This window comes from Streptomyces sp. WAC05374, from assembly GCF_004353505.1.
Classification (GTDB): domain Bacteria; phylum Actinomycetota; class Actinomycetes; order Streptomycetales; family Streptomycetaceae; genus Streptomyces.
In genome coordinates this window covers 51341-72348 of record NZ_SMNQ01000013.1, presented here as the reverse complement: position 1 = coordinate 72348, position 21008 = coordinate 51341, and the positions used below count along the sequence as shown (strand labels likewise).

The 21008-nt window shown below is 70.3% G+C and carries 15 protein-coding genes and 3 pseudogenes; 11 read left to right on the top strand and 7 right to left on the bottom strand.

All coding sequences use genetic code 11. The annotated features are described in order from the left end of the window. Positions 1-430 precede the first annotated feature (430 nt). Positions 431-2011 (bottom strand): sigma-70 family RNA polymerase sigma factor, encoded by a 1581-nt coding sequence (locus E2B92_RS22985; RefSeq protein ID WP_126885631.1) that lies wholly within the window; start codon positions 2009-2011, stop codon positions 431-433. A gap of 401 nt (positions 2012-2412) precedes the next feature. Between E2B92_RS22985 and E2B92_RS22980 the strand changes: the two genes are divergently transcribed. The 3 genes from E2B92_RS22980 to E2B92_RS22970 all read left to right on the top strand — a co-directional run bounded on the left by E2B92_RS22980 (position 2413) and on the right by E2B92_RS22970 (position 4743). After that, the gene (locus tag E2B92_RS22980; protein WP_126885630.1) at positions 2413-2979 is read left to right on the top strand and encodes a SigE family RNA polymerase sigma factor; all 567 of its coding nucleotides are present in this window, start codon (positions 2413-2415) and stop codon (positions 2977-2979) included. Next, positions 2976-3836 carry a hypothetical protein gene (locus E2B92_RS22975; protein WP_133087669.1) on the top strand — a complete coding sequence of 287 codons (861 nt, stop codon included), beginning with the start codon at positions 2976-2978 and terminating at the stop codon, positions 3834-3836. Before E2B92_RS22980 ends, E2B92_RS22975 begins: the two co-directional genes overlap by 4 nt. 76 nt (positions 3837-3912) lie before the next feature. Further along, on the top strand, positions 3913-4743 hold the full coding sequence (locus E2B92_RS22970; RefSeq protein ID WP_126888038.1) for a pectate lyase: 831 nt from the start codon (positions 3913-3915) through the stop codon (positions 4741-4743). Positions 4744-4980: 237 nt separating this feature from the next. On the opposite strand, the gene E2B92_RS22965 is transcribed toward E2B92_RS22970, so the two are convergent. Beyond that, positions 4981-6186: a helix-turn-helix domain-containing protein gene (locus tag E2B92_RS22965; protein ID WP_235023935.1), complete on the bottom strand. Its 1206-nt coding sequence runs from the start codon at positions 6184-6186 to the stop codon at positions 4981-4983. Positions 6187-6382: 196 nt separating this feature from the next. Here E2B92_RS22965 and E2B92_RS22960 point away from each other — a divergent pair, with 196 nt between their 5' ends. The 3 genes and pseudogenes from E2B92_RS22960 to E2B92_RS22950 form a co-directional block, all read left to right on the top strand. Beyond that, positions 6383-7954 carry a hypothetical protein gene (locus E2B92_RS22960; RefSeq protein ID WP_126888036.1) on the top strand — a complete coding sequence of 524 codons (1572 nt, stop codon included), beginning with the start codon at positions 6383-6385 and terminating at the stop codon, positions 7952-7954. A gap of 187 nt (positions 7955-8141) precedes the next feature. After that, positions 8142-9119, top strand: coding sequence for a GlxA family transcriptional regulator (locus E2B92_RS22955; protein ID WP_126888035.1), 978 nt, complete (start codon positions 8142-8144; stop codon positions 9117-9119). Positions 9120-9173: 54 nt separating this feature from the next. Further along, positions 9174-9773, top strand: a pseudogene (locus E2B92_RS22950) (MBL fold metallo-hydrolase); the annotation flags it as partial. A 224-nt stretch (positions 9774-9997) separates the two neighbouring features. On the opposite strand, the gene E2B92_RS22945 reads toward E2B92_RS22950, so the two are convergent. The 3 genes from E2B92_RS22945 to E2B92_RS22935 all read right to left on the bottom strand — a co-directional run bounded on the left by E2B92_RS22945 (position 9998) and on the right by E2B92_RS22935 (position 12759). Continuing rightward, entirely contained in the window at positions 9998-10405 is a 408-nt protein-coding gene (locus E2B92_RS22945; protein WP_126888034.1) for a hypothetical protein, read from the bottom strand. Between the two features lie 111 nt (positions 10406-10516). Further along, a complete protein-coding gene (locus tag E2B92_RS22940) occupies positions 10517-11443 on the bottom strand; it encodes an RNA polymerase sigma-70 factor (protein ID WP_126888033.1) in 927 nt (308 codons plus the stop codon). Then, positions 11440-12759, bottom strand: coding sequence for an NAD(P)/FAD-dependent oxidoreductase (locus E2B92_RS22935; protein ID WP_126888032.1), 1320 nt, complete (start codon positions 12757-12759; stop codon positions 11440-11442). The genes E2B92_RS22940 and E2B92_RS22935 overlap by 4 nt, the downstream gene beginning before the upstream one ends. 500 nt (positions 12760-13259) lie before the next feature. Here E2B92_RS22935 and E2B92_RS34180 point away from each other — a divergent pair. From E2B92_RS34180 to E2B92_RS22915, 4 genes and pseudogenes are all read left to right on the top strand, one after another. Continuing rightward, a pseudogene (locus E2B92_RS34180) lies at positions 13260-13536 on the top strand (RHS repeat-associated core domain-containing protein); the annotation flags it as partial. Between the two features lie 1228 nt (positions 13537-14764). Further along, positions 14765-15572, top strand: a protein-coding gene (locus E2B92_RS22925) for an IS5 family transposase (RefSeq protein ID WP_126888030.1) whose coding sequence is annotated in 2 segments (ribosomal slippage) — positions 14765-15109 and positions 15111-15572 — 807 coding nt in all. Because the reading frame shifts where the segments join, the coding sequence is not laid out codon by codon here. Positions 15573-16058: 486 nt separating this feature from the next. Further along, positions 16059-16409: a Tox-REase-5 domain-containing protein gene (locus tag E2B92_RS33490; RefSeq protein ID WP_235023934.1), complete on the top strand. Its 351-nt coding sequence runs from the start codon at positions 16059-16061 to the stop codon at positions 16407-16409. A 95-nt stretch (positions 16410-16504) separates the two neighbouring features. Further along, positions 16505-16885, top strand: a complete 381-nt coding sequence (locus tag E2B92_RS22915) for a hypothetical protein (RefSeq protein ID WP_126888028.1) — start codon at positions 16505-16507, stop codon at positions 16883-16885. An 89-nt stretch (positions 16886-16974) separates the two neighbouring features. Here the strand turns inward: E2B92_RS22915 and tpg are convergent. After that, positions 16975-17527 (bottom strand): annotated as a pseudogene (gene tpg, locus E2B92_RS22910) (telomere-protecting terminal protein Tpg). Positions 17528-18904: 1377 nt separating this feature from the next. Here tpg and E2B92_RS22900 point away from each other — a divergent pair. After that, entirely contained in the window at positions 18905-19183 is a 279-nt protein-coding gene (locus E2B92_RS22900) for a hypothetical protein (RefSeq protein WP_126883720.1), read from the top strand. A gap of 729 nt (positions 19184-19912) precedes the next feature. Here the strand turns inward: E2B92_RS22900 and E2B92_RS22895 are convergent. Then, the gene (locus E2B92_RS22895) at positions 19913-20872 is read right to left on the bottom strand and encodes a tyrosine-type recombinase/integrase (RefSeq protein ID WP_327437499.1); all 960 of its coding nucleotides are present in this window, start codon (positions 20870-20872) and stop codon (positions 19913-19915) included. Positions 20873-21008: the final 136 nt, after the last annotated feature.

Genomic DNA, 21008 nt, shown 5'->3' with positions numbered 1-21008 from the left:
TCGGCCAGGGCGGCCCGACCTGTCGCGGTGTGGCTGCGGTGCGGGGCCCGGGGCGGTTCCTGCGCACCGGTCGTCCTGGGTGCGTGGGTGTGTCGCCTCATGGGAGAGCCTTTCTTCAGGGAATACGTCAAGGGGGAGTCGGGAACCCGCCACGCCGGCGCATCAAGGCGCGTGGCGGGAGGGACACCCCTGAAGTGGAGGCTCGTGAACGCGCGATCGCGTAACGGAAAAGTCGCGCCGGCGGGACGATCGCTCAGTGATGCATCTCGCAGGCAGAAAGTGTTATGCCAGGCCCTGTGCTCTGGTCCCCCTTCGGAGAAGGGAGCGCCGCACCGGTCATCGGTGTCGGCTCGTGGGCCGGCACCGGCGGCGGTTGTGGAGATGAGCCTGTCACTGAGCGGCCCGGTACGGCACGCTCAGGGAGCGTTTCTCACGCTCGGGCCCGGCGTGTGACGAAGGAAGCCTGGCCGGCGAAGGCCCGCGTGCCGTCGGAGCCGTCGAGCCAGATGCCACCGTCGCGGTGGCGGAGGACCGATCCGGGGTAGTTGTGCGCGTGCAGGGTCACCGACCCGGCGACCGCCCCGGGGCGTGGACAGAAGGTGGCGTCTTCCCGGAACAGTTCACTGCCGTCGTCCGTACTCAGTCGTAGCCGCAGGTAGTGGTGGCGAAGGTATCGCCCGTCCGCCGCGCGGAAGGTGACGCACCGTGAGTCGGCCAGGCCGCCGACGACCGTGAAGGTGACCCGTCGCCGTGCCTGCGCGCTGCTGGAGGCGGAGACTCGGCCGAGCGTCGCGAAGTCCCCGTCGTAGCTGACGAACAGGCCGGGTTGGTCCACGGACTCCAGCGACCGCTCACCCAGCGGAACGGTTCCGGCGGCTGCGGGCGGGCTCACCCGGGACGGCTGGGCCGGAGTGGGGGTGCGTGTCGGACCCGGCGTAGTGGTACGCGACGGGACGGGGGTGGACAGGACCGGAGTGGGGGTGCCCGCCGTGGGGGCGGCGGTGACGCCGGGCACCCGAGGCGCCGGTTCGGGCCAGGTCGCGTAGGTGGCGGTCCCGGCGATGAGCACCGCGCCGGTGGCGAGGCTCACCATGGGATGGGCGGTCACCGCGTGCAGCTTGCCGACCAGCCCGCCGTGCAGACCGCCTCCCGCCGTCGCCGTGCCGGCGGTGACGTGTGCCGTGGCCAGCCCGGCGGCGCTCGCCGCCGTACCCGAGAGCAAGCCCTTGGTGGCCAGCGCGGCGACGAGCGTGGCGGGGACCGCCAACGGCGCGAGGCCCAGGAGCAGCAGTTCGGCCGGAACCCGTTCCCCCGTCGTCGCCGTGCAGGTCGGGCAGTCCCGGGTGTGCCGCGCGATCCGCTTGCGCCACACTGATGTGGTGAGTCCGTCCCAGTCGACGACGGTCTCGTTCAGCCGCGGACAGCGCGGGTCGGCCTCCAGCGCGGCGACGATCGTGCGGCTCAGTTCCAGTTGTTCGCGCATGCGTTGGACGCGCACTCCGGCGTGGGCGACGCTGAGCCCCATCGCGTCGGCGATGTCGTGACGGCTCAGCCGGCCGGCGCATTCCTGCCACCACAGCGACAGCAGCACCCGATGGTCCGGGTCGAGCCAGCGGCCGGCTTCGACCACCTGACGGCGCTCGTCCGACATGTGCAGCCGCAGGATCGTCATGTCCTCGATCGCGGCACCGGCGTCCGGGAGCCGGAGTGCCTCGTCGATGACCGTGGTCCGGTCGGCGAGAGCGCGTTGCCGCTGCCAGTGGGTGGTGATCTGGCGGAGCGTGATCGACACCAGCCAGGACCGGAAGCTCTCCGGGGCACGCAGGGCGGGCAGGTCGCGCACCACGCGCATCAGGGTTTCCTGGACGACGTCGTCGACGTCGGCATGCCCGCTCAGCGCTCGCCCCACGATGTTGTAGAGCAACGGCAGGTACGCGGCGATGAGCTCCTCGCGCGCCCGATCGTCACCGGCCTGCGCCGCGACGACCAGTCTCGCGTGGTCCGCGTCCATGAGCCCCATTCCCACCTTCTTCGGGGAGCGATCCCCCGAGTACGGCGGCATACCTTAGCGTCGGCACAGGTGTACGGCCAAAGCCCGTGACGTGGGCGGACGAGCCGGCCCCCGCCGACTCGTAGGGTCCTGTACCGCGGACGCGTCCGGGGAGCAGGCGGCCAGAACGGCTGCGAGCCGTGTCTCTCCGGCAGGTCGAGGACGTGCGCCGCCGCCCTGACAGCGGGGCGCCGCGCCGGGCACGCACCCGGCCGGGAGCGCCAGGGGCGGCGGGCGACTCAGACCAAGCGGTTGCTCAGTGCTACCCTTCCGGCTCTCGTCCGGACATTCATATGCCGCACACATGGCGCACACAGGCACCCGGTTCCGGGGCCCCAGGTCGCTGCGAGGAGACATCGCCCGTGGGCACAGTCGTCGACGACGCCGCCTCCGAGGAGTTCCATGCCTTCTTCGAGCGGCACTACGCCGAACTCGCCCGTCTCGCCCATCTGTTGACCGGCGAGGCGGACGCGGCCGACGACCTGGCCGCGGACGCGCTGCTCGCGCTGTGGCACCGCTGGGACCGGGTACGGGCGAGCGAGCATCCGGCTGCGTACGCGCGGGGCGTGGTCGCCAACCTGGCCCGGACGCGGATACGCGGCGCGGTGCGGGAACGGCGGCGCGTCGCGCTGTTCTGGGCGCAGCGGGAGGAGAGGACCGAGAATCCGGACGTGGCCGGGGTGGTCGACGTACAGGGGGCGCTGCGCAGGCTGCCGTTCCGGAAGCGGGCGTGTGTGGTGCTGCGCCATGCGTTCGACCTGTCCGAGAAGGACACCGCGCTGGCCCTGGGCGTGTCGGTCGGTACGGTGAAGAGCCAGACGTCGAAGGGGATGGCCGAGCTGCAGCGGCTGCTCGGCACGCGGGACGCTCCGCGTGAGGTGCACGCGGCGATGGCGCGTACCGGGAGTGCCGGAGGGAGGGACCGATGACCATGCGGCGGGACGTGCGGGACGAGCTGCGTGCCCAGCTTCACGAGGCGGCCGGGGCGCACCGGCCCGACCGGGCACGGATCCTGGCGCGGCTCGAGCGCGGCATGGCACAGGCGGGCCCGCCCCGCTCGCCGGCGGCCCGTCCGCCCCGGTTCGGCTGGGTGCGCGCGGTGGGCGTCACCGCGGCGGTCGCGGGCATCCTCGCCGCTGGCGGCTACGGCGTGGCCCTGGTGGCGAACGACGAGCCCGAGCAGCAGACGGTCGCGGTCCCGCCGACGCCCGCCCCCGCCTCCACGCCCGCCCCGTCGGCGGACCCGACGCGCCCAGCGCCCCCGCCGGCGGCACCGCGGCCCGTGGACCCCACACCCGTGGACCCCACGCCGAGCGTCTCCCGCGAGTCCCGCGCGCCGAGCGGCTCCCCGTCGCGTACGCCCGATGCCGGCGCGCCCGCCGCAGGTGAGCAGGACGGGCCCCTGTGGTCGGACGGCTCGGTGGACCCGCACAGCAACGACTTCTGGGCGCAGAGCAACGTCACCCTCAAGACGCGCGAGGAACTGACCGCGCTGACGGTCGAGTTGCGGATCGCGCAGACCGGCGGGGTCACCTCCACCGGTGCCTGGCGGTCGCTGCCCGAGGACGACTTCACCCTGACGGTCGCCGAGAAGGACGGCTACCTCGTCCACACCTGGGTGCTCAAGCAGGGGCGTACGGTCCCGGCCGGACAGTGGGTGTTCGCCGGGCAGTACGACCACGCCCCCGGCGGCCGGGACGCCCGGGACGACCGCTACGCGGCCACCGCCCGGACGCCGGGCGAACAGCTCGCCGTGTCGGGCGACTTCGCCCCGCGCGACGACTGATTCCAAAAAGGCGGCAACCTTTTCCCCACCCGTGGCGACCGGAAGGTGCAAGATCTCCCCCACGCAAGGAATGGGCATGACTGCACGAGCTGAACAGCGCGTCCGCCACCGTCGCCGGGTCACCACGCGCCGGGCGGTGATCGGCGGAGCCGCCGCCCTCGGGCTGACCGGTGCGGCGATCGTCACCACGACGATGCTGGCCCCCGCCGGGGCCGCCGCGTCCTGGCCCTCGGACACCGGCAGCAAGCCGGTGCCGAAGACCATCCCGGTCTCCGGTGAGTACGACGGCGGGATGAAGAAGTTCCACGGCACCGGCGCCCTGGGCGGCAGCGGCCAGGACGAGGGCCAGTCGCCCCTCTTCGAGCTGGCCGACGGCGCCGTCCTGAAGAACGTCATCATCGGCACGCCCGCCGCCGACGGCGTCCACTGCAAGGGCAGTTGCACGCTGCAGAACGTGTGGTGGCTGGACGTCGGCGAGGACGCCGCCACCTTCAAGGGCACGTCGGCCTCGGCGACGTACAAGGTCATCGGCGGCGGGGCGAAGAAGGCCGACGACAAGGTCCTGCAGTTCAACGGGGCCGGCAAGCTCACCGTGACCGGCTTCAGGGTCGAGGGCTTCGGCAAGCTGGTCCGCTCGTGCGGCAACTGCAAGACGCAGTACAAGCGCACGATCGTGCTGCACGACATCGACGTGACCGCGCCGGGCAAGTCGATCGTGGGCGTCAACCAGAACTACGGCGACACCGCCACGCTGTCGAAGGTCCGGATCCACGGCGACGCCAAGAAGAAGATCAAGACCTGCGTGCGCTTCAAGGGCAACAACACCGGCAAGGAGCCCACCCAGCTCGGCAGCGGCCCCGACGGCACCGCGTGCCGCTTCTCGGCATCGGACATCACGTACAACTGAGCCGTACCGGGCGGGACCCGCGAGGTGCTGCGGCGGCCGCGACCCCACGCGGCCGGTGCGACCGGACGTCCGTCACCACAGGGCGTCCGGTTCCTCGCCGCCTACGTCAGGGAGGGGGTACCGCCGCGAGCCGGCCGCTGCCGCCCCGCCGAAGCCGGTCGGCCGTCCGGCCGGGGCCCGTCCGGCGCCGAGCCGGCCGGTACGGTACGCCGTGCCGGCCGGCCGAAGGCGCCCGTGTCACCCGCGCCGGTCGCGCACCGGCGGCGCCACCGCGGCCGGACGGCCGTGCACCCGCTGGTGCGCCAGCGCCCACCACACCTCCGCCAGGTCCGCCGGATCGCGCAGACTGGTCCCGGAGACCTCCTCGAACCGGCGCAACCGGTTGCGCAGCGTGTTCGGGTGGACGAACAAGGTGCGCGCCGCCGCCTCCAGGCGCAGCCCGTGCTCCAGGTACGCCGCCACCGCCTCCTCGAGCTGGGCGCCGTCGTCACCGCGCTCGTGCAGGGGCGCGAGCCGCTGGCGTACCAGACGTGCGCCCAGCACGGGCGTCTGCGTCACGGCAGCCCGCAGCCCCAGCTCGTCGCAGGTGAACACCCCGGCCATGCCGAACGCCGCCGCCGTCCGCACCGCTCGGCCCGCCGCCGCGAACTCCTCGGCCAGGTCGTGCGCGGCGACCGCCGCACCCAGGCCCACCACCAGGTTCCGGCACAGCGTGGAAGGGCGCGCGGTCAGCAGGCCCGCCGCGTCACCCTCGATGGTCGTCACCATGGGTTCACCGGCCGGGTCCACGGCCAGCCACGGCCGCAGTGAGCGCACCACGGCGGTCAGCGCCGTCGCCCCGGACACCGCCCGAGCCCTGAACGGCAGGCGCGCCGCGCCCGGCTCCCCGGCGAAGGCCCGCGCCACGGACGGATCCGCCGGTGTTGTCAGCAGCAGACGCACATAGGCCCCGAGCCGGCCCTCGGCCGATTCCGGACGTGTCCCGGCCCCCACGTCCTGGCGCGCCCTGCGGCGCACGATCCGCAGCGTCATCGCCCCCGCCCAGGACCACACCTGCTCACCGATCGCCAGCAGCTCCTCGGGGGTGGCCTGCCGCGCGGTCATCTCGGCGCCGAACCGCGACCACACCACGCCGACGCCGATCCGGTAGGCGTGGATGACGTCGTCGACCGGCACGGTGTCACCGATCGTCCCGACGGCGGCGGCCGCCACCACCGGGGCGCGGCCGCCACCACGAGCGGCCACGGGCACGGCGTCCGCGTCCCCGGCGGCGCACAGCCGCGCCACGACACCCAGGCCGCGGTCCACCGCGCGCGTCACGCGCAGCGTCAGCAGATCGGGCGGCACGCGCGCGTACGACGGCAGTTCCGCCCTCAGCCGGTCGGTCAGCTCGCCGACGACGGCGGGCAGATCGTCGCGCAGGGCGGCGACCGCCGCCGGCACTCTTGTGGAAACCTCCTCCGTGCCCCCCATTGGTCGCTGCCTTCCTCCATGGTGCGTTGGTCGAACGCTCGCCATGCTAGGTCCAGCAGTCCCGGCATCCGGAGCACCGACATACGTCACGGGCCCGGTGAGAGACGGGACTTGGGGGACCGCGCTGCCGGTCCCACCCCCCTCATGACGCACACGAAGGACTCCCATGGCCTTTTCCTGGAGGCGCGCGGTGCTGCCCGCCGCCGTCCTCGGCATACTCGTGCCCGCCGGGTTCGGCGCACAGGTGCTGCTTTCCCCCGACGGCGACGCCCCCTCGGACGCCTCCGCCGCACCCCTGAGCAGTGCCTTCACACCCGCCTACGGGGACGTGGAGAGCGACGGGGCCGGCGCCGTGGTCGCGCAGCCGACCACCCGGCCGGACCGGAAAGTTCACTCCGCGTCCGTCCGCGTCGCCGACTACGACCCGGGGCAGCGCCGGGCGGTGCTGAAGACGTCCCGGCAGGGGGCCGTACGCGCCGGTGACGTGGTCGCTTCGGCGCCGACCCGTTCGGCGCCCGCCGGGGCGCTGTTCAAGGTCGCCACGGTGGTGGAGAGCAACGGGGACGAGGTCTCCGTGACGACGGCGCCCGCGACCCTCCCTGAACTCCTCGGCGAGCGGAACGTGGAGGAGCGCGCGGCCGTCTCCGCCCGCGAACTGTTCGTCAGGCCCCTGTCGGAGGGGGTGACGGCGACGACCGACCGCGCGCCGGCCGCTGCGGACACCACCGCGGCGTCCCCCTCGTCCGCCGACTCCGCGCCGGCCGCTCCCGCGCTGTCGAAGGACGCCGCGTCCTCTTCCCAACCGGCGGACAAGGACGCAGGCTCCGGCACCGGCACCGCCTCACCCGCACCGTCCGCGTCACCCTCACCGTCACCGTCACCGACCCCGTCCTCCACCGCGTCCTCGGAAACCCCTGCCCCCACCTCCGCACCGGCGACGACCGCCGGGCCCGGCCTGCCGCGTGAGGCGGCGACACCGCTCACCACGCTCCGCCTGGCCCTCGATGTGCCACTGCCCGCCGGGATCGAGGCCACCGACCGCTCGCCCGCGCGGCTGGCGGGCGAGGTGCGGTTCACCCCCGAGGTGTTCTTCCAGTACGAGAAGCGGCGCGGTCTGTCGGTCCTGCCCGAGCGGGCGGCCGTGGGCCTCGGCGGCTCGTACGCGTACGACTGGCAGCTCCACGGCAAGGTCACCCGCGCCGTGGACTCCGGCGAGATCACCCGGCCGCTCGCGGCGGTCACGGGCAGGCACACCTTCTGGGTGGGTCCCGTGCCGGTCGTGGTCAACACCGAGGTCGTCTTCGTCTACCGCTTCACGGCCGACGGACGCATCGTGCTCGACGCCGACCAGCGCACGTCCGGTTCGTTCGACATCGGCGCCCGCTACGAACGCGCCACGGGCTGGCAGCCCGTCCACCACGCCGAGCAGCACACCGAGGGCCACCGTCCGCGCGTCGAGGGTGCCGCCATCGCCCAGGCCGTCGTCGGCGCCAAGGCCAAGGTGTCCCTGTACGACGCGGCCGGAGTCGGCGGCGACCTCTCCGTCCACCTGCGGGGACGCGCGAGCGCGGCATCGGACGGAGCGCCCGCCTGGGAGCTGACGGCCGGGTACGACCTGAGGACCGAACTGACGCTGCACTTGCGGATCTTCGGCATCAGCGTCGTGGACCTGCGGACCACTCCCTTCACCCTGCACGGAGAGCGCCGCCTCTTCGGCCAGGGCACGCCGAAGACGTGACGCGGCCCTGATGGCGGGGCGCCGGCGTCGGGCTCGGCGCCCCCGGCCGTATCACCGTCCCCGCCCGTGCACAGTCGCGCGACGAAGCCGGACATGCGCTGCCGCAGGATCATCAGCGGCAGCGCATGTCCGGATCTGACAGAACATGGTCATTGTGGCCCTCGTGGCGGGGCGCGATGATCGGCACATGCTCCCACCGCACAGAGTGGTCATCGCCGCCTTCCCCGGCGCCGAACTGCTCAACGTCACCGGTCCCGCCGAGGTGTTCTCGATGGCGGCGCGGGTCTCCGGTACCGGCCGGCCCGGCTACACCGTCCGCATCGCGACACCCCGGGGCGAGCCGGTGACCACCTCCAGCGGGATCCGGCTGATGGCCGACCTGAGCCTGGACGGGGTGAACGGCGACGTGGACACCTTGCTCGTGTCGGGCGCCGTCCGCGTGCACGACCACGAGGTGGAGCCGGTACTCGACCGCGGGGTCATCGACTGGCTGCGGGAAGCGGCACCCGGCGTCCACCGGCTGGGGTCCGTCTGCTCGGGAGCTCACCTGCTGGCCGCGGCGGGTCTGCTGGACGGTCACTCCGCCACGACCCACTGGCGGACGGCCGCGCGGCTGGCCGCCGACCACCCGCTCGTCACCGTCGATGCCGATCCCATCTTCATCCGGGAAGGCCGTCTGTGGACCTGCGCCGGCATCGCCTCGGGGATGGACATGGCCTTGGCCATGGTCACCGAGGACCATGGACCCGCACTCGCCCTCGCCACCGCCCGGACGATGGTCATGTACGTCAAACGCGCCGGCGGCCAGAGCCAGTTCAGCGTGCCGCTCACCGTTCCGGCCGCGCCCGGCGACCAACTGGACGACCTGCGCGTGTGGATCGGTGAGCACCTCACCGAGGATCTCTCCGCCGAAGCCCTGGCCGCGCGGTTGCACCTGAGTGTGCGCCACTTCTCCCGGCTGTTCCGTGCGCGCACCGGAACCACCCCGGCCGCGTACGTCGAGTCCGTCCGGCTGGAGGCCGCCCGCCGACTGCTCCAGGACAGCGCTCACGGCCTGCCCGAGATCGCCGCCCTCAGCGGCCTCGGTTCGGTGGAGAGCCTGCACCGTTCCTTCCGGCGCCGTCTCCGTACCACCCCCGCCCAGTACCGGCGCCGCTTCCGCTGAGCCCCGCCGTACTCCCCCGACCGCCGGCGGACCACCGCGCGGCGGAAGACAGTCATGCCCAAGGAGAGAAACGTGTCCCGATCGAAGGTCGTCCCCATCCCGGTCATGGGCAGGCACCACATCAACGCGTACCTGTTGCTGGGCCGCCGGCCCGTCATCGTGGACGCGGGAACGCCGGGCAGCGGCCGAAGGATCTACGAACAGGTCGCCGCCCACGGGGTGGACCCCACCGACGTGTCGCTGATCGTCATCACCCACGGCCACATCGACCACTTCGGCTCCGCCGCCGAACTGCACCGTCTGACCGGTGCTCCCGTGGCGGGCCACATCGCCGACCTCGGCCCCTACCGCGCCGGCCGGGCCCGCGAACCCTACCTGCCCACAGGGCTGATGGGCCGCCTGATGGCCAGGAACACGAACCTGCACATGCGGGTGGAACCGCTCGAACCCGACGTCCTCGTGACCGGCGAGACCGACCTGGAGGACTACGGGATCAGCGCGCGCGTCATGCCCACCCCCGGACACACCGCCGGATCGATCTCCGTCCTCACCGCCCAGGGAGACCTGGTCGCCGGCGACCTGATCGCCAACTCCCTCTTCGGTCTCGTGCGGGGCCGCCCCGCCAACCCTCCCTTCCACGACGACCCGCGGAACAACCTCGCCAGCCTGCGGAAGATGCTCGACCTGAACCCCACCATGCTCCATGTCGGCCACGGCATCCCCTGCGACCCGACCGGGTCCGCCGCTGGGCCGACCGGGAACACCAGCGGCTGTCCCGGCGCGAAGCAGCGGGGCGGCTCCCCACCCGCGCGGAGACCGGCACGGCCTGACCGCCAGGCACAGGACGAGAACGCCCGCGGTAGCGGTTCATCGGGCGGTCACGAACCAGCGGCGGGGCGCGGCGGCACGCGCGTGGACAGTGTCCGGACCAGGACCAGGGTGCTGAGGGTGAACATCACCACGCCCAGCGGGACATGGAGCGAGGGCACGTGGGCGACGCCCAGCGCGACCTGTGCCGAGGCGAGGAGGAGGAAGCCGGCGGCGTACAGGACGGGTCGGGGTGATCCGCCGCCGGGGCGCCAGGCCAGGACGGCGGCGAGCAGGTACAGCATGGCGGCCGCGTACATCACCTTTGATCCGACGTCGTGCATCAGGTAGCCGTGGGACGAGGTCAGCAGCATGCCCGCGGTGACCGCCTGGAAGAGGAGGGTCAGGGTCTGCAGGACTATCGCGGTTCTGAGGAAGGTGAGGCGGCGTGGTGCAGCCGTCGTCGTCGTGGTGGTCATGGTGTGGTCCCCCTATGTGTGGTGTGCGGCAGCCAGTCCGGTGCCTGTCCGCATCATGGCGTTAACGCGGGAAGGGCGGCGCTCAGAAGGTGATCCCGAGCGCGAACCGGGTCAGCAGGTCGGATGGTTCGAACGGACGGCGTCAGCGGGGGTGAGCGGGGTCCCGGAGGTGAGGTGGGTCAGCTTCTCCGGGTTGCGGACGAAGTAAAGGCCGGTGATGCGGGCGTCCACGACGCGGGCGGCCATGACGCCGTCGAGCTCCCCGCCCACGTGCATGGCGAGCGCGGGGCTGCCGTTGACGACGGTGGGTTCCCACGTGATGGTCTCCGCGACCTTGGCGGAGCCGCCGAGCCAGAAGCGGACGAGCTTCTCGGCGCCGACGACCGGGCGCAGCGCGGCCCGTTTGACGCCGCCGCCGTCGCTGAGCAGGACGACGTCGGGGGCGAGCACGTCGAGAAGGTCCTGCGGGTTCCCGCTCTCGATGGCGCGCCGGAAGGACTCCAGGGCGGCCCGGGCCTCGCTCGCGGGAGCGGTCCTGCGGGGACGGCGGGCACCGACGTGCCGCCGGGCGCGGTGCGCGATCTGACGCACGGCGTCGGGGCTCTTGCCGACGGCCTCGGCGATCTCGTCGTACTCGACGTCGAAGACCTCCCGCAGGACGAAGACGGCTCTCTCGGTCGGCGTGAGGCTCTCCAGGACGAGCATCATCGCCATCGACATGCTCTCGGCGAGCTCGACGTCCTCGGCCACGTCCGGGGTGGTGAGCAGCGGCTCGGGCAGCCACTGGCCGACGTACGACTCGCGGCGGCGCTTCACGGCGCGCAGCCGGTTGAGCGACTGCCGGGTCGTGATCCGGACGAGGTACGCCCGCGGGTCGTCGACCCGCTCCAGGCCGACCCGGGCCCAGCGCAGCCAGGTCTCCTGGAGGACGTCCTCGGCGTCGGCGGCCGATCCGAGCATCTCGTAGGCGACGGTGAAGAGCAGGTTGCGGTGGGCGACGAAGGCCTCCGTCGCCGGGTCGGTGGTGTGGTCGGTCATCGCTCGGTCCCCTCCTCCTTCGTACGCCTGGACAGGTCGCCCGCGAGGGCCGACGACGGTCGCCCGGAGTGCACGACGCCCCAGATGTTCTCAGCCATGTGCGGCGGCTCCTCCCGGGCAGGGACCGTGTTCCCGGCGTCCGGCGCGGAGGCCAGGCGGCGCTTGCGCTTCGGCATGCCGAACGTCGGGTGCTCGGTGCCCCACAGTGACATACGGACGATGCCCGCCTTGATCCGCGCGGCCTTCCGGCCGCCCACATACGTGGGCTTCGCCCGCGCCTCGCCGTCGACCAACTGCAGGATGCCGTCCCGCCGCCCGAGGCTGATGTGGTTGCCGTGGTAGTCCAGCTTGACGTTCGGGACCTCGCGGCCGGTCAGACGGGCCACGATCGCCTCCGTGGCCTGCCTGCCGGTGTAGCCGGCCGACGCGCAGGACATCGGCAGCGGCCGCCCGTTGTCGCCGATGGCGTACGCGCAGTCGCCGACGGCGTAGATGTCGGGGTGCGTGACCGACCGCATGGTGCGGTCGACGACGATCCGGCCGTGCTCGGTGACCTCCAGGCCGGAGGTGGAGGCGACCGGTCCGGCCGTGAACCCCGCCGTCCACACGGTCGCGTCGGACGCCAGGGCCGCACCTCCGGCGCACCGCACCCGGTCCGCCTCGACGGCCTCGACGGTGACGTGCTCCAGGACGGTGACGCCGAGCCGCGCGCAGCCCTGGCGCAGATGCTCGCGGGCCCCGGCGGACAGCGCGGCGCCCAGCTCGCCGCGGGCGAGCAGCGTCACCGCGAGCCCGGGCCGGGACTCGGCGATCTCGGTGGCGGTCTCGATGCCGGTCAGCCCGTCGCCGACCACCAGCACACCTGCCCCGCCGCCCGCACGGGCGCTCAGGCTCTCCAGTCGCTCACGCAGACGCAGCGCGGAGGGACGGACGCTCACGTCGAAGGCGTACTCGGCCACACCGGGGACGCCGTGGTCGGCACCGTGGCTGCCGAGCGCATCCACCAGCGTGTCGTAACCGAGCTCGACGCCACCGTGGCCGTCCTCCAGCGCCACGGTCCGCCGCGCGGGGTCGACGGCGGTGACCCGGGCGACGCGCAGGTCGATGCCCGTGCCCCCGAACACCTCGGCGAGCGGCGGCGCCGCGATCTCCTGCCCGGCCGCGAACTGGTGGAGCCGCAGCCGCTGGACGAAGTCCGGCTCGGCGTTCACCACCGTGATCCCCACATCACGGGAGGACAGCCGCCGTGCCAGCGTCCCGGCCACGTACGCCCCGGCGTAACCGGCCCCGAGGACGACGATGCGATGCTGGTTCATGTCTCGCTCCTGTCGTTCCGCCTGACCCCGAAGGCGTGAGGAAGGAGCGCGGTCGCGCTGTCCCCCTGCCTCCGGGGCGTTCGGCATCCAGACACCTCGACCATCACCGCTGTGACAACATGTGACGCAGCTCACTCCACCGGGCGGGCACGCATCGCCCGGGGACTGGAGCGCACGCGCCCAACCAGCGTCACGGAACGTCACCAAGAACGGGCGGGTAGCCAACAGCTCGGCAGCCAGCGCTCCAGCCACTTCCGGACGCCTCCGACCGCACAGCAAACGGACTCACCGGCAGCCACTGCGGCTCAGCCCAGATAGCTGCGCATGATGCCGGCGAAGTCGCCCTTGTCGTAAATGGCGTCCGCCATGGCGACCGGGAGCGGTTGACCGTTCACCAGAATGGTGGGCGTTGCAGGGGATCCCGCCCTGGCGTGAGCCTCGTCGGCACTGATGACGAAGTTGTTGTCGTTCGCGCTCCTGTCACCAACGACGCAACCCAAGCGGTCACCCGCCGCAAGTCCACCATCTTCGGCGCCCCCCGAGGCAGCCAGCCGGCCAACTGGACGGGGAAGAAGGGCTTCGTCGGCGGCACCAACGACACCGAAACTGCCCTCACCCACATCGGAGCCCGCGAGTACGACCCCACGATCGGCCGCTTCATCAGCGTCGACCCGATCATGGACCTGACCGACTCCCAGCAACTCCACGGCTACACCTACGCCAACAACAGCCCCGTTACGTACTCCGACCCCACGGGCCTGATGCCGGACCACGGCGGTGGCACCAGCTCCTGCACCTACCCGTGCAAGTCCGAGGCCGACGCGATCATGGCCAAGGAAAAGCAGCCGAACCAGGGGAACGGAAAGTCACACGACAACGGCAAGAAAGGCGTAATGAGTCAGGCCGACTCCGCATTCACCAATGTGGACGGCAGCACATGGACCTTCACAGACGACAATCCGAAACAATGCCAATTGTGGACCGGGGACGAAATTCGACGTACCCAGCAGTCCCGGGATCTACACCATTCACCTCAGCGACGGAAGGAAGTACGTCGGCAGCTCCACCGACAGCATGAGAACACGTGTCAACAAGTCGATGCGTTCACGCCACGCGGTCCGTAAAGGGGGATACACCGTCGATGACGTCGTGAACGTCACACACTTCCACTTGCCGAGCGGTGCCAATGCTGTTACTTCTCGTCGAGTTGAACAGACCGTCATGGAGGGGTTGAAGTCCAGGGGGGTGACCCTGGTGAACCGCAGAGGCCCCGAGATAGACGTCCCATTCAGTGGGTATCTGCCGTAAAGTCCAAACTCGGAGGCAAAATGGGAACCTGGGGATCCGGCCCGTTCGATAACGACACAGACTGAAGATTACCTCGATGGGCTGGAAGGGAAGCCTGCCGCGCAGCGAATGGCCGTCCTGGACTAAACGTTCCATGCAGCCATCGAGGGCGGCGGGAGGTCATCCAGTTCAGTCTTGCCGGAGGAGGTGATTGCAGCCGCTGGCGTAGTCGCGGCCAATACACCTGCGAGGCGGTCGCTTGAATGGTACGAGGAGTACCCCGAAGTCGTAGAATGGCTGGCAAAACCGATTCCCGCCACCTTGGCACTTTCCGCTCTTCAGGCATTGGAAGTCGCACTGCCCACGGATGGATGGTTCTGGCGAAGCTGGGTAGATGCCTCGGAGCGGGAAGAAGCGCAAGCCGCGATCGGCAGCTTGAGATCTATGCTGCAGTCGTTCAGCGAGGGTGAGCCTCAGTAACTTCTGGACTGTATCACTGAAAGGCCCACCACCCGTAAGGAATCCCACTGATGGGTTATTCAGTGGGATTCCTTGCGGTTTGGACGGCAACCCGGACGACAACGTCAGCGGACGACGGCGGCGGCAGTGGCCTTCGTCGTTCCTCTTATGAGCTCGCCTGTTGCTACATGAACGGACGAAGCTCTGGCGACCTCTTGAGACAACGTTTCTTATGGCGTGATCGTTCGTTGAACCGTGCATGACGGATCTGGTTGAGCGTTTGGTGCCGGACGAGTTGTGGGTGTTGTTCCGGCGGGCGGTGCCGCCCACGGAGGTCAAGCGTTCGCAGGGCGGGGGCCGGCGTCGGGCGGGTGACCGTGAGGCCCTGGCGGCGATCATCTTCGTCGCGACGTCGGGCTGCACGTGGCGGCAGCTCCCGCCGGTGTTCGGCCCGGCTTGGCCCACGGTCTACCGGCGCTTTGCGCAGTGGAGCCGGGCCCGGGTGTGGGCGAAGCTCCACCGCCTCGTCCTCGACGAACTCGGCGCCCGTGGCGAGCTGGACTGGTCGAGGTGCGCGATCGACTCCGTCAGCGTGCGGGCGGCAAAAGGGGCCACTGACGGGACCGAATCCGACCGATCGCGGCAAGTTGGGGTCGAAGATCCATCTGATTACCGACCGGAACGGACTGCCGCTGTCGCTCGGCATTTCCGGCGCCAACATGCACGACAGTCAGGGCCTTGAACCGCTCGTGCGCGGCATCCCGCCCATCCGCTCCCGTCGCGGACCGCGCCGCCGACGGCCCGGCAACCTCCATGCCGACAAGGGCTACGACTACGACCACCTGCGCCGTTGGCTCCGCAAGCGCGGCATCCGCCACCGCATCGCCCGCAAGGGCATCGAGTCCTCACAGCGGCTCGGCCGACACCGATGGGTAGTCGAAAGGACCGTGTCCTGGCTGGCCGGCTGCCGACGCCTCCACCGCCGCTACGAACGCAAACCCGAACACTTCCTCGCCTTCGTCGGCATAGCCGCAGCCCTCATCTGCCACCGCCGCTTCACCAACTGAAACGACGTCTAAAGACGAGGGCCCGGTGAGCATTACGAGATCGTCCATGATCGTCCATAACGCCCACACCACGCCCTTGAAAAGCCGCTGGTCAGCCGCCCTACTTAACCGGCTCCAAAATCGCCACGCACTCCACATGGTGCGTCATCGGAAACATGTCACGTTGCGCCGACGCAAGAGAACGTGCAGGTCAGGACAGGTTTAGGGGTCCCGCCAGGAGGCTGTTGAACGCCCGGAGCGTCTAATGAGCGTCACAGCCGCCGAGCGAGGAGGCCGCACGTCGGGCTGCTCAGATGCAGGGCTCCAGACATCGACCCTGCGCCCCTGGCGAAGCTTGAGAAGACAGTCAACGCCTCCGAGGACTTCGCCAAAACATGCCCCAGAAAGGCGAGGGCTGCAACCCAGGCCGCCCTCTCCACGGAGCCCGTCGGCGTTTGCTGGGCTGATCTGACCGGGCCGGGTGAGTGGAAGGCCGAGAACGAAAGCATGAAGGCATCTGCCCTGGCTTACCAGGTTCGGATTACTAGTGTTCCCGCCGGAATGGTGTACCGGCTCACGGCGGACACGAAATCGGGATGGGTGAAGTTCGACGGGTTCAAGAACGGGACCCTGCTCGACGCGAAGCATGAATACCTCGGTCTCATCGATCCCAAGACCGGAAATTTCTACAAGTGGTATAAGAGTGCTGCTGAAGAGGCTCAGAGGCAGAACAAGGCATTCGAAAGGCACGGCATACCGATCGTCTGGCACTGCTCTGAGGCCGACGCGGTTCCCGCGTTCAAGGCGATGCTGAAGGCCGAGAGGATCACCAGCATCACGGTCGTGTACACCCCGTAACAGGACGCCCGTCGGACACCGGGGGTGGTGATCGCCGCTTAGGGTGAGGCGGTCACCACCCCCGTTCGGTACACAGAAGGTGGAAGGTCACACGTATGGGATACGGGATTTCACTGCACCGGTTTGTCGATGGCGAGCCCGAAACCCTGGACGAGCCGGTAGCCAGGGAGGTACTGGCACATCACGCCGCGAACGCGGACCAGGACGCCGAGGAGATACTGATCCGGGCAGGCGACGGCGGAGAGGCGGAGGTAACCCTGAGTGCCGACGGCATCAGCGTCCACCGCTTCCCATCCGGTGGAGTCTTGGACATCGTCGCCGAACTGGCCGACCGCCTCGGTGCCGCCATCGTTGCTCCGGACTGCGTACTGGTGAGTAGTGACGAGCAGCTCGCGGACCTCCCGGACGGACTGCGGGACATGGCCACTGTCGTCGCGATGACGGGCCCGGCCCTGCAGGGGGCGCTCGAAGGGTGACGTTCACGCCCGCCCCGCTGAACGGGCCGGGCGTGAAACCACTGAGATTCCGTCGCCGCAGAGGCATGGGGTGCTGCGCATCTTCACTGTCAGTAGGAGACGTCGAAGTAGTCGATGTCGGTGAGGGCGACCTCGAGGCCCGCGGCGCGGCGTCCGCCGTCCTTGAAGTACACCTCCTGCAGTCCTTCGGCGACGATGTCCCGCATCTGCTGGTCGGTGGCGCCCTGCTGTTGGGCGCCGAACAGGCGGCGGGCGTAAGCGGGGGAAGGTGGACGGTCAGCCGGCGCATCCGGCCGTCGTCGCGGTGCCGATCGGCGCGGTGTAGCCGAACCGGGCCCTCGTTTCGACGGTGATGCCGGTGCTGGTGGCGGCCTGCTTACGGTGGCGCCCTCGGACCTTCGGCTGCCAGCGGCCGCGGACGGCCGTCTCGATTCGGTCGGCGATGGGCCCCGGCGGGTGTTTGCGCTGACCGGTGCGGTAGCGCTCCACCGAGCGCTGGGTGACGCCGAGCTCGGCGGTGACGGCCTTGGTCGTCTTCAGCGACCCCAACAGGAAGTTGATGCGAGCTTTGAGGCCCTTGGGGGGTTCGCGGGTGAACGCCTCGAAGTCGGCCCGCCGGATAGCGTCCTCAATCTCGCCCACTGGTCAGCTCCCGTCCGTGAGCGGGCTGTGGCCGTAGCGCTGTGGGGTCAGGCAGGCGTCGGCGGCCGGGGCGAGGTCCGCGACCAGGTGCTCGCCCACGCCGGAGGCCGTGGTGCGGTCGGGTGTGAGGTAGCCGAGGATGCGCAGCTCGCCGACCGCCTTGCGGAAGGCGTCGCGGCCCTCGGCGCCAGGCGCTCGTCACGGGTGAGGGAGTTCAGTTCGCTGACCGTGGGCTCCTGGCCGGGGATGAAGCCGGTGGCGAGTTCGGCCAGGATGCCGCGGGCGCGTCAGGCCAGGCGCATGTCCCGCATCGCCCGTCCGAGCAGCGCCGGGTCATGGGCAGGCGGGGTGGTGGGGATGGGCCACTGCGGGGGCGTGGCGTCGGGGGTGGTCATCGGTTACGGCTCCTTCGATGCGGTTGAGCGTGCGCGCCAGCCTTGTCGTGGGGACGGCGCCATGCCGGTGTCGCCGGTTACGGGTCCTACTCGCCCTCGTCGAGGACGGCGTCGGAGCGTCGAATGAGCGTCACGCTCGACGCGCCACCGGTCTTCCTGCAAGAGCGGCATGCACTGCCTGAGACCTGCCGACCGAGCCCGCACCAATTGCCTGAGTGAGTCGTTGCTCTCATGCGGGACGTCTGGGCGCCCTCGCAGCACTCCCTGCCCGAAGTCGGCCGCGGGGAGGACTCTCCGCTGCTCGGACGCGCATGGCCGAACAAGAAGCTAGGGAGCGCTTCGTCGCCAGCTCCGTACGCGAGGAGGGCAGAGGGGGCGCGCGGTCTCCAGTAGCACTATGGGTCGCCCCATGGACCAGCGACCACGGTCAGGGCCGTATCGACAAGCGTCAGGCCGTCCCTTCGCGTCGTCCCGGGGGAAGAACTACTTGACTGAGTCACAGGGGCATCAGGCATACTCGCCCCTCCAGCCTTGTCGCTATGGATGACCCTAACTGCGCGGAGTATCGGGTTTTTCGATCCTCCTAGCTGTCCCGCGGCACAGTCGACGAGCTCATCGCCGCCTTCGCCGCCGCCGGTCTTGCCGACCGCGTCGGCTTCGGCGTCCGCGGCTGACCCCAGGTACGTCTCGGGCCCGCACGCCGGACACGACCGGGCCCCGGCCGGCAGAGACCCGCCGCGGCTGTCGCCCGGCGCCTGGCCCCGCCCTCACCGCTGCCCCCCCTGCGGACACACACGACGCGTCGCTCGCCCGCGCCGTGGCCGAGGCCGACGCCCTCGTCGTGGCCACCGCTCGATAGCCGACACCCCGGCCTCCCGGCGTCCCGAAGGTACGTACACATGGGCCACCCGCCCCTCACTCCCACCCGAACCCCGGCCATCACCGCTCCGGCCCCGCTGTTCCCGCGGTGCAGAAACGCACCATGACCGTGCTGCTCATCTCCCAGGGCCTCAGCGGTGTCGGCCTCGGCGCCGGGGTCACCGTCGCCGGGCTGCTGGCCGGGCAGATGTTCCACGACACCTCGCTGTCCGGACTGCCCATCGCCCTGCTCACCGCGGGCTCCGCCGTCGCCGCCGTCGTCATGGGACGCGTCTCCCAGCGCCTCGGCCGCCGCCCGGGACTGGCCGGGTACCTCACCGGCGCCCTCGGCGGAGCCGGTGTCGTCGTCGCGGCCGCGCTCTGCAGCCCTGCGCCGCTCTGACACCATCTGCCCAGGGGAAAGACGGCAGGGGCGGCAGAGGACCGTGCGGGCAGAAGCACCACTCGCCTGACGCTCCGTCGGGATCAGCGTCAAGACGTTTCCCCTACGCCCCGCAAAGCAGGGACAACACGTCCACCCTCGCGCACGACGTTTGCGAAGCAGTCAATCCCTCTCCCGGGTCCCCCGACACGTTCACGTCGTGCACTGGTGGAAACAGGTCGGCAGCCGTGGAGCAGACTGAAGAACCGGAGGTAACCGCAGCTCAGCGCCCTACTTCACCGGCTCCAGGATCGCCACGCACTCCACGTGGTGGGTCATCGGAAACATGTCGCATTGCGCCGACGTGAGAGAACGTGCAGGTCAGACCGGGTTTGACGGTCCCGCCAGGAGGCTATCGGAGGCCCGGAGCGTCAAATGAGCGTCACAGCCGTTGAGCGGTGAGGCCGTACTCCGGACTGCTGGGAGGCAGTACCCCAGCTGTCGCGCTCGGCGGGGCCCAAGGCTGGGCTGCGGCTCCAGAAAGTGGGACAGGCGCAGGTCGAGCGCAGCGTGCCCGCCTTATCTTGGCGGTCCCTTCTCATCCCGTCTAGTGGAGCAGGAGCCGTGCAGTACGCGTTGACGGAGGCGCAGGCCGTCTTACGCGGTGGAGCCGATCGACCAGCCCGTGACCCGGGACTACACCGCCAAAAAGACTTCGCCCTGTCCGTGGCGGACAGGGCGAAGCATCGTTTATGCGGCGACGGTCAACTGAGCCTCCAAACGCTCCCAGGCTCCGAGGACGGCCTTGTGTGCGTCCGGCTGCAGGTGGGCGTAGCGCTGGGTGGTCTGGAAGCTCTCGTGGCCCAGAAGGTGCTGGACCTCGTAGAGCGAGACTCCCTTCTGGACCAGCCAAGAGGCGCAGGTGTGACGCATGGAGTGCGGCGGATAGTGTGGGACGAGCTGCTGCTCACCATCACCGTCGAAGTAGTAGGCCCCTTCTACAGCCGGCCACCAAGTCTGCCGACGCCAATTGCCGTCGTCGAGGAGACGTCCCGCCCGGCCCTTGGTGACGGTGGTGAACACCACGGCATCACGGTCAAGCCCATGGATGTGACGTTCAAGTGCCTCCAGGACGTGGGGCGGCAGTGGAACCTCCCGGCGGCTCTTGGAGCTCTTCGGGTACTCCTTGATACCGCTCTTGGTATTGACCTCCACCACGAACAGTCGCGAGCGACGTTGATCGATGCGGTGCCGGTGAAGGCCGGACAGCTCGCCCCAGCGCAACCCGGTGTAGAAGCCGAGCAGGCACATCGTCCGCCACACGGTGGGCAGTTCGTCCAGGATGCTCTGTGCCTGATCGAGCGTGAACCACTGCGGCGGCTTTACCGCGACCTGGGGCAAGTCGATGCTGCGGCAGGGCGTCACCGCTATCACGTCGTCGTCGACGGCCGCACGCATGATAGAGGACGTCAAGTTGTAGGCGCGCTTTATCGCTGCGGCGCCGGCGCCCTTCTCGACCAGGGCGCGGATCCAGCTCTGGACGTCCATGCGGGTGATGGCCCGCATTTCCCAATCCGCCCAGTAGGGCATGACGTGGTGGTTGATGCTGGATGCGTCGCCCCGCAAGGTGTGGGGCTCGACCACACGTGCGTTCCACCAGCGGTCGTGCCAATCGCGGAATGCTATCTCGCCAGCCCGCGGGTCGCGCATGCTTCCGCGAGCGAACTGGGTCTCCAGCTCGACGGCCCAGGCCCGCGCCTGGGCCTTGAGGGGGAATGACTCGCTGAACCGGTCTCCTGCCCGGTTGCGTACGGTGGCCTGCCATTTACCGGACTTCAGCTTGCGC

Excerpts from the sequence above, each read along its gene's own strand:
- E2B92_RS22975 (WP_133087669.1), top strand. The coding sequence starts at position 2,976 with ATGACCATGCGGCGGGACGTGCGGGACGAGCTGCGTGCCCAGCTTCAC.
- E2B92_RS22940 (WP_126888033.1), bottom strand. The coding sequence starts at position 11,443 with ATGACCGACCACACCACCGACCCGGCGACGGAGGCCTTCGTCGCCCAC.
- E2B92_RS22900 (WP_126883720.1), top strand. The coding sequence starts at position 18,905 with ATGACCGTGCTGCTCATCTCCCAGGGCCTCAGCGGTGTCGGCCTCGGC.
- E2B92_RS33490 (WP_235023934.1), top strand. The coding sequence starts at position 16,059 with ATGAAGGCATCTGCCCTGGCTTACCAGGTTCGGATTACTAGTGTTCCC.
- E2B92_RS22970 (WP_126888038.1), top strand. The coding sequence starts at position 3,913 with ATGACTGCACGAGCTGAACAGCGCGTCCGCCACCGTCGCCGGGTCACC.
- E2B92_RS22955 (WP_126888035.1), top strand. The coding sequence starts at position 8,142 with ATGCTCCCACCGCACAGAGTGGTCATCGCCGCCTTCCCCGGCGCCGAA.
- E2B92_RS22960 (WP_126888036.1), top strand. The coding sequence starts at position 6,383 with ATGGCCTTTTCCTGGAGGCGCGCGGTGCTGCCCGCCGCCGTCCTCGGC.
- E2B92_RS22985 (WP_126885631.1), bottom strand. The coding sequence starts at position 2,011 with ATGGACGCGGACCACGCGAGACTGGTCGTCGCGGCGCAGGCCGGTGAC.
- E2B92_RS22945 (WP_126888034.1), bottom strand. The coding sequence starts at position 10,405 with ATGACCACCACGACGACGACGGCTGCACCACGCCGCCTCACCTTCCTC.
- E2B92_RS22935 (WP_126888032.1), bottom strand. The coding sequence starts at position 12,759 with ATGAACCAGCATCGCATCGTCGTCCTCGGGGCCGGTTACGCCGGGGCG.
- E2B92_RS22895 (WP_327437499.1), bottom strand. The coding sequence starts at position 20,872 with ATGCGCGACCCGCGGGCTGGCGAGATAGCATTCCGCGATTGGCACGAC.
- E2B92_RS22915 (WP_126888028.1), top strand. The coding sequence starts at position 16,505 with ATGGGATACGGGATTTCACTGCACCGGTTTGTCGATGGCGAGCCCGAA.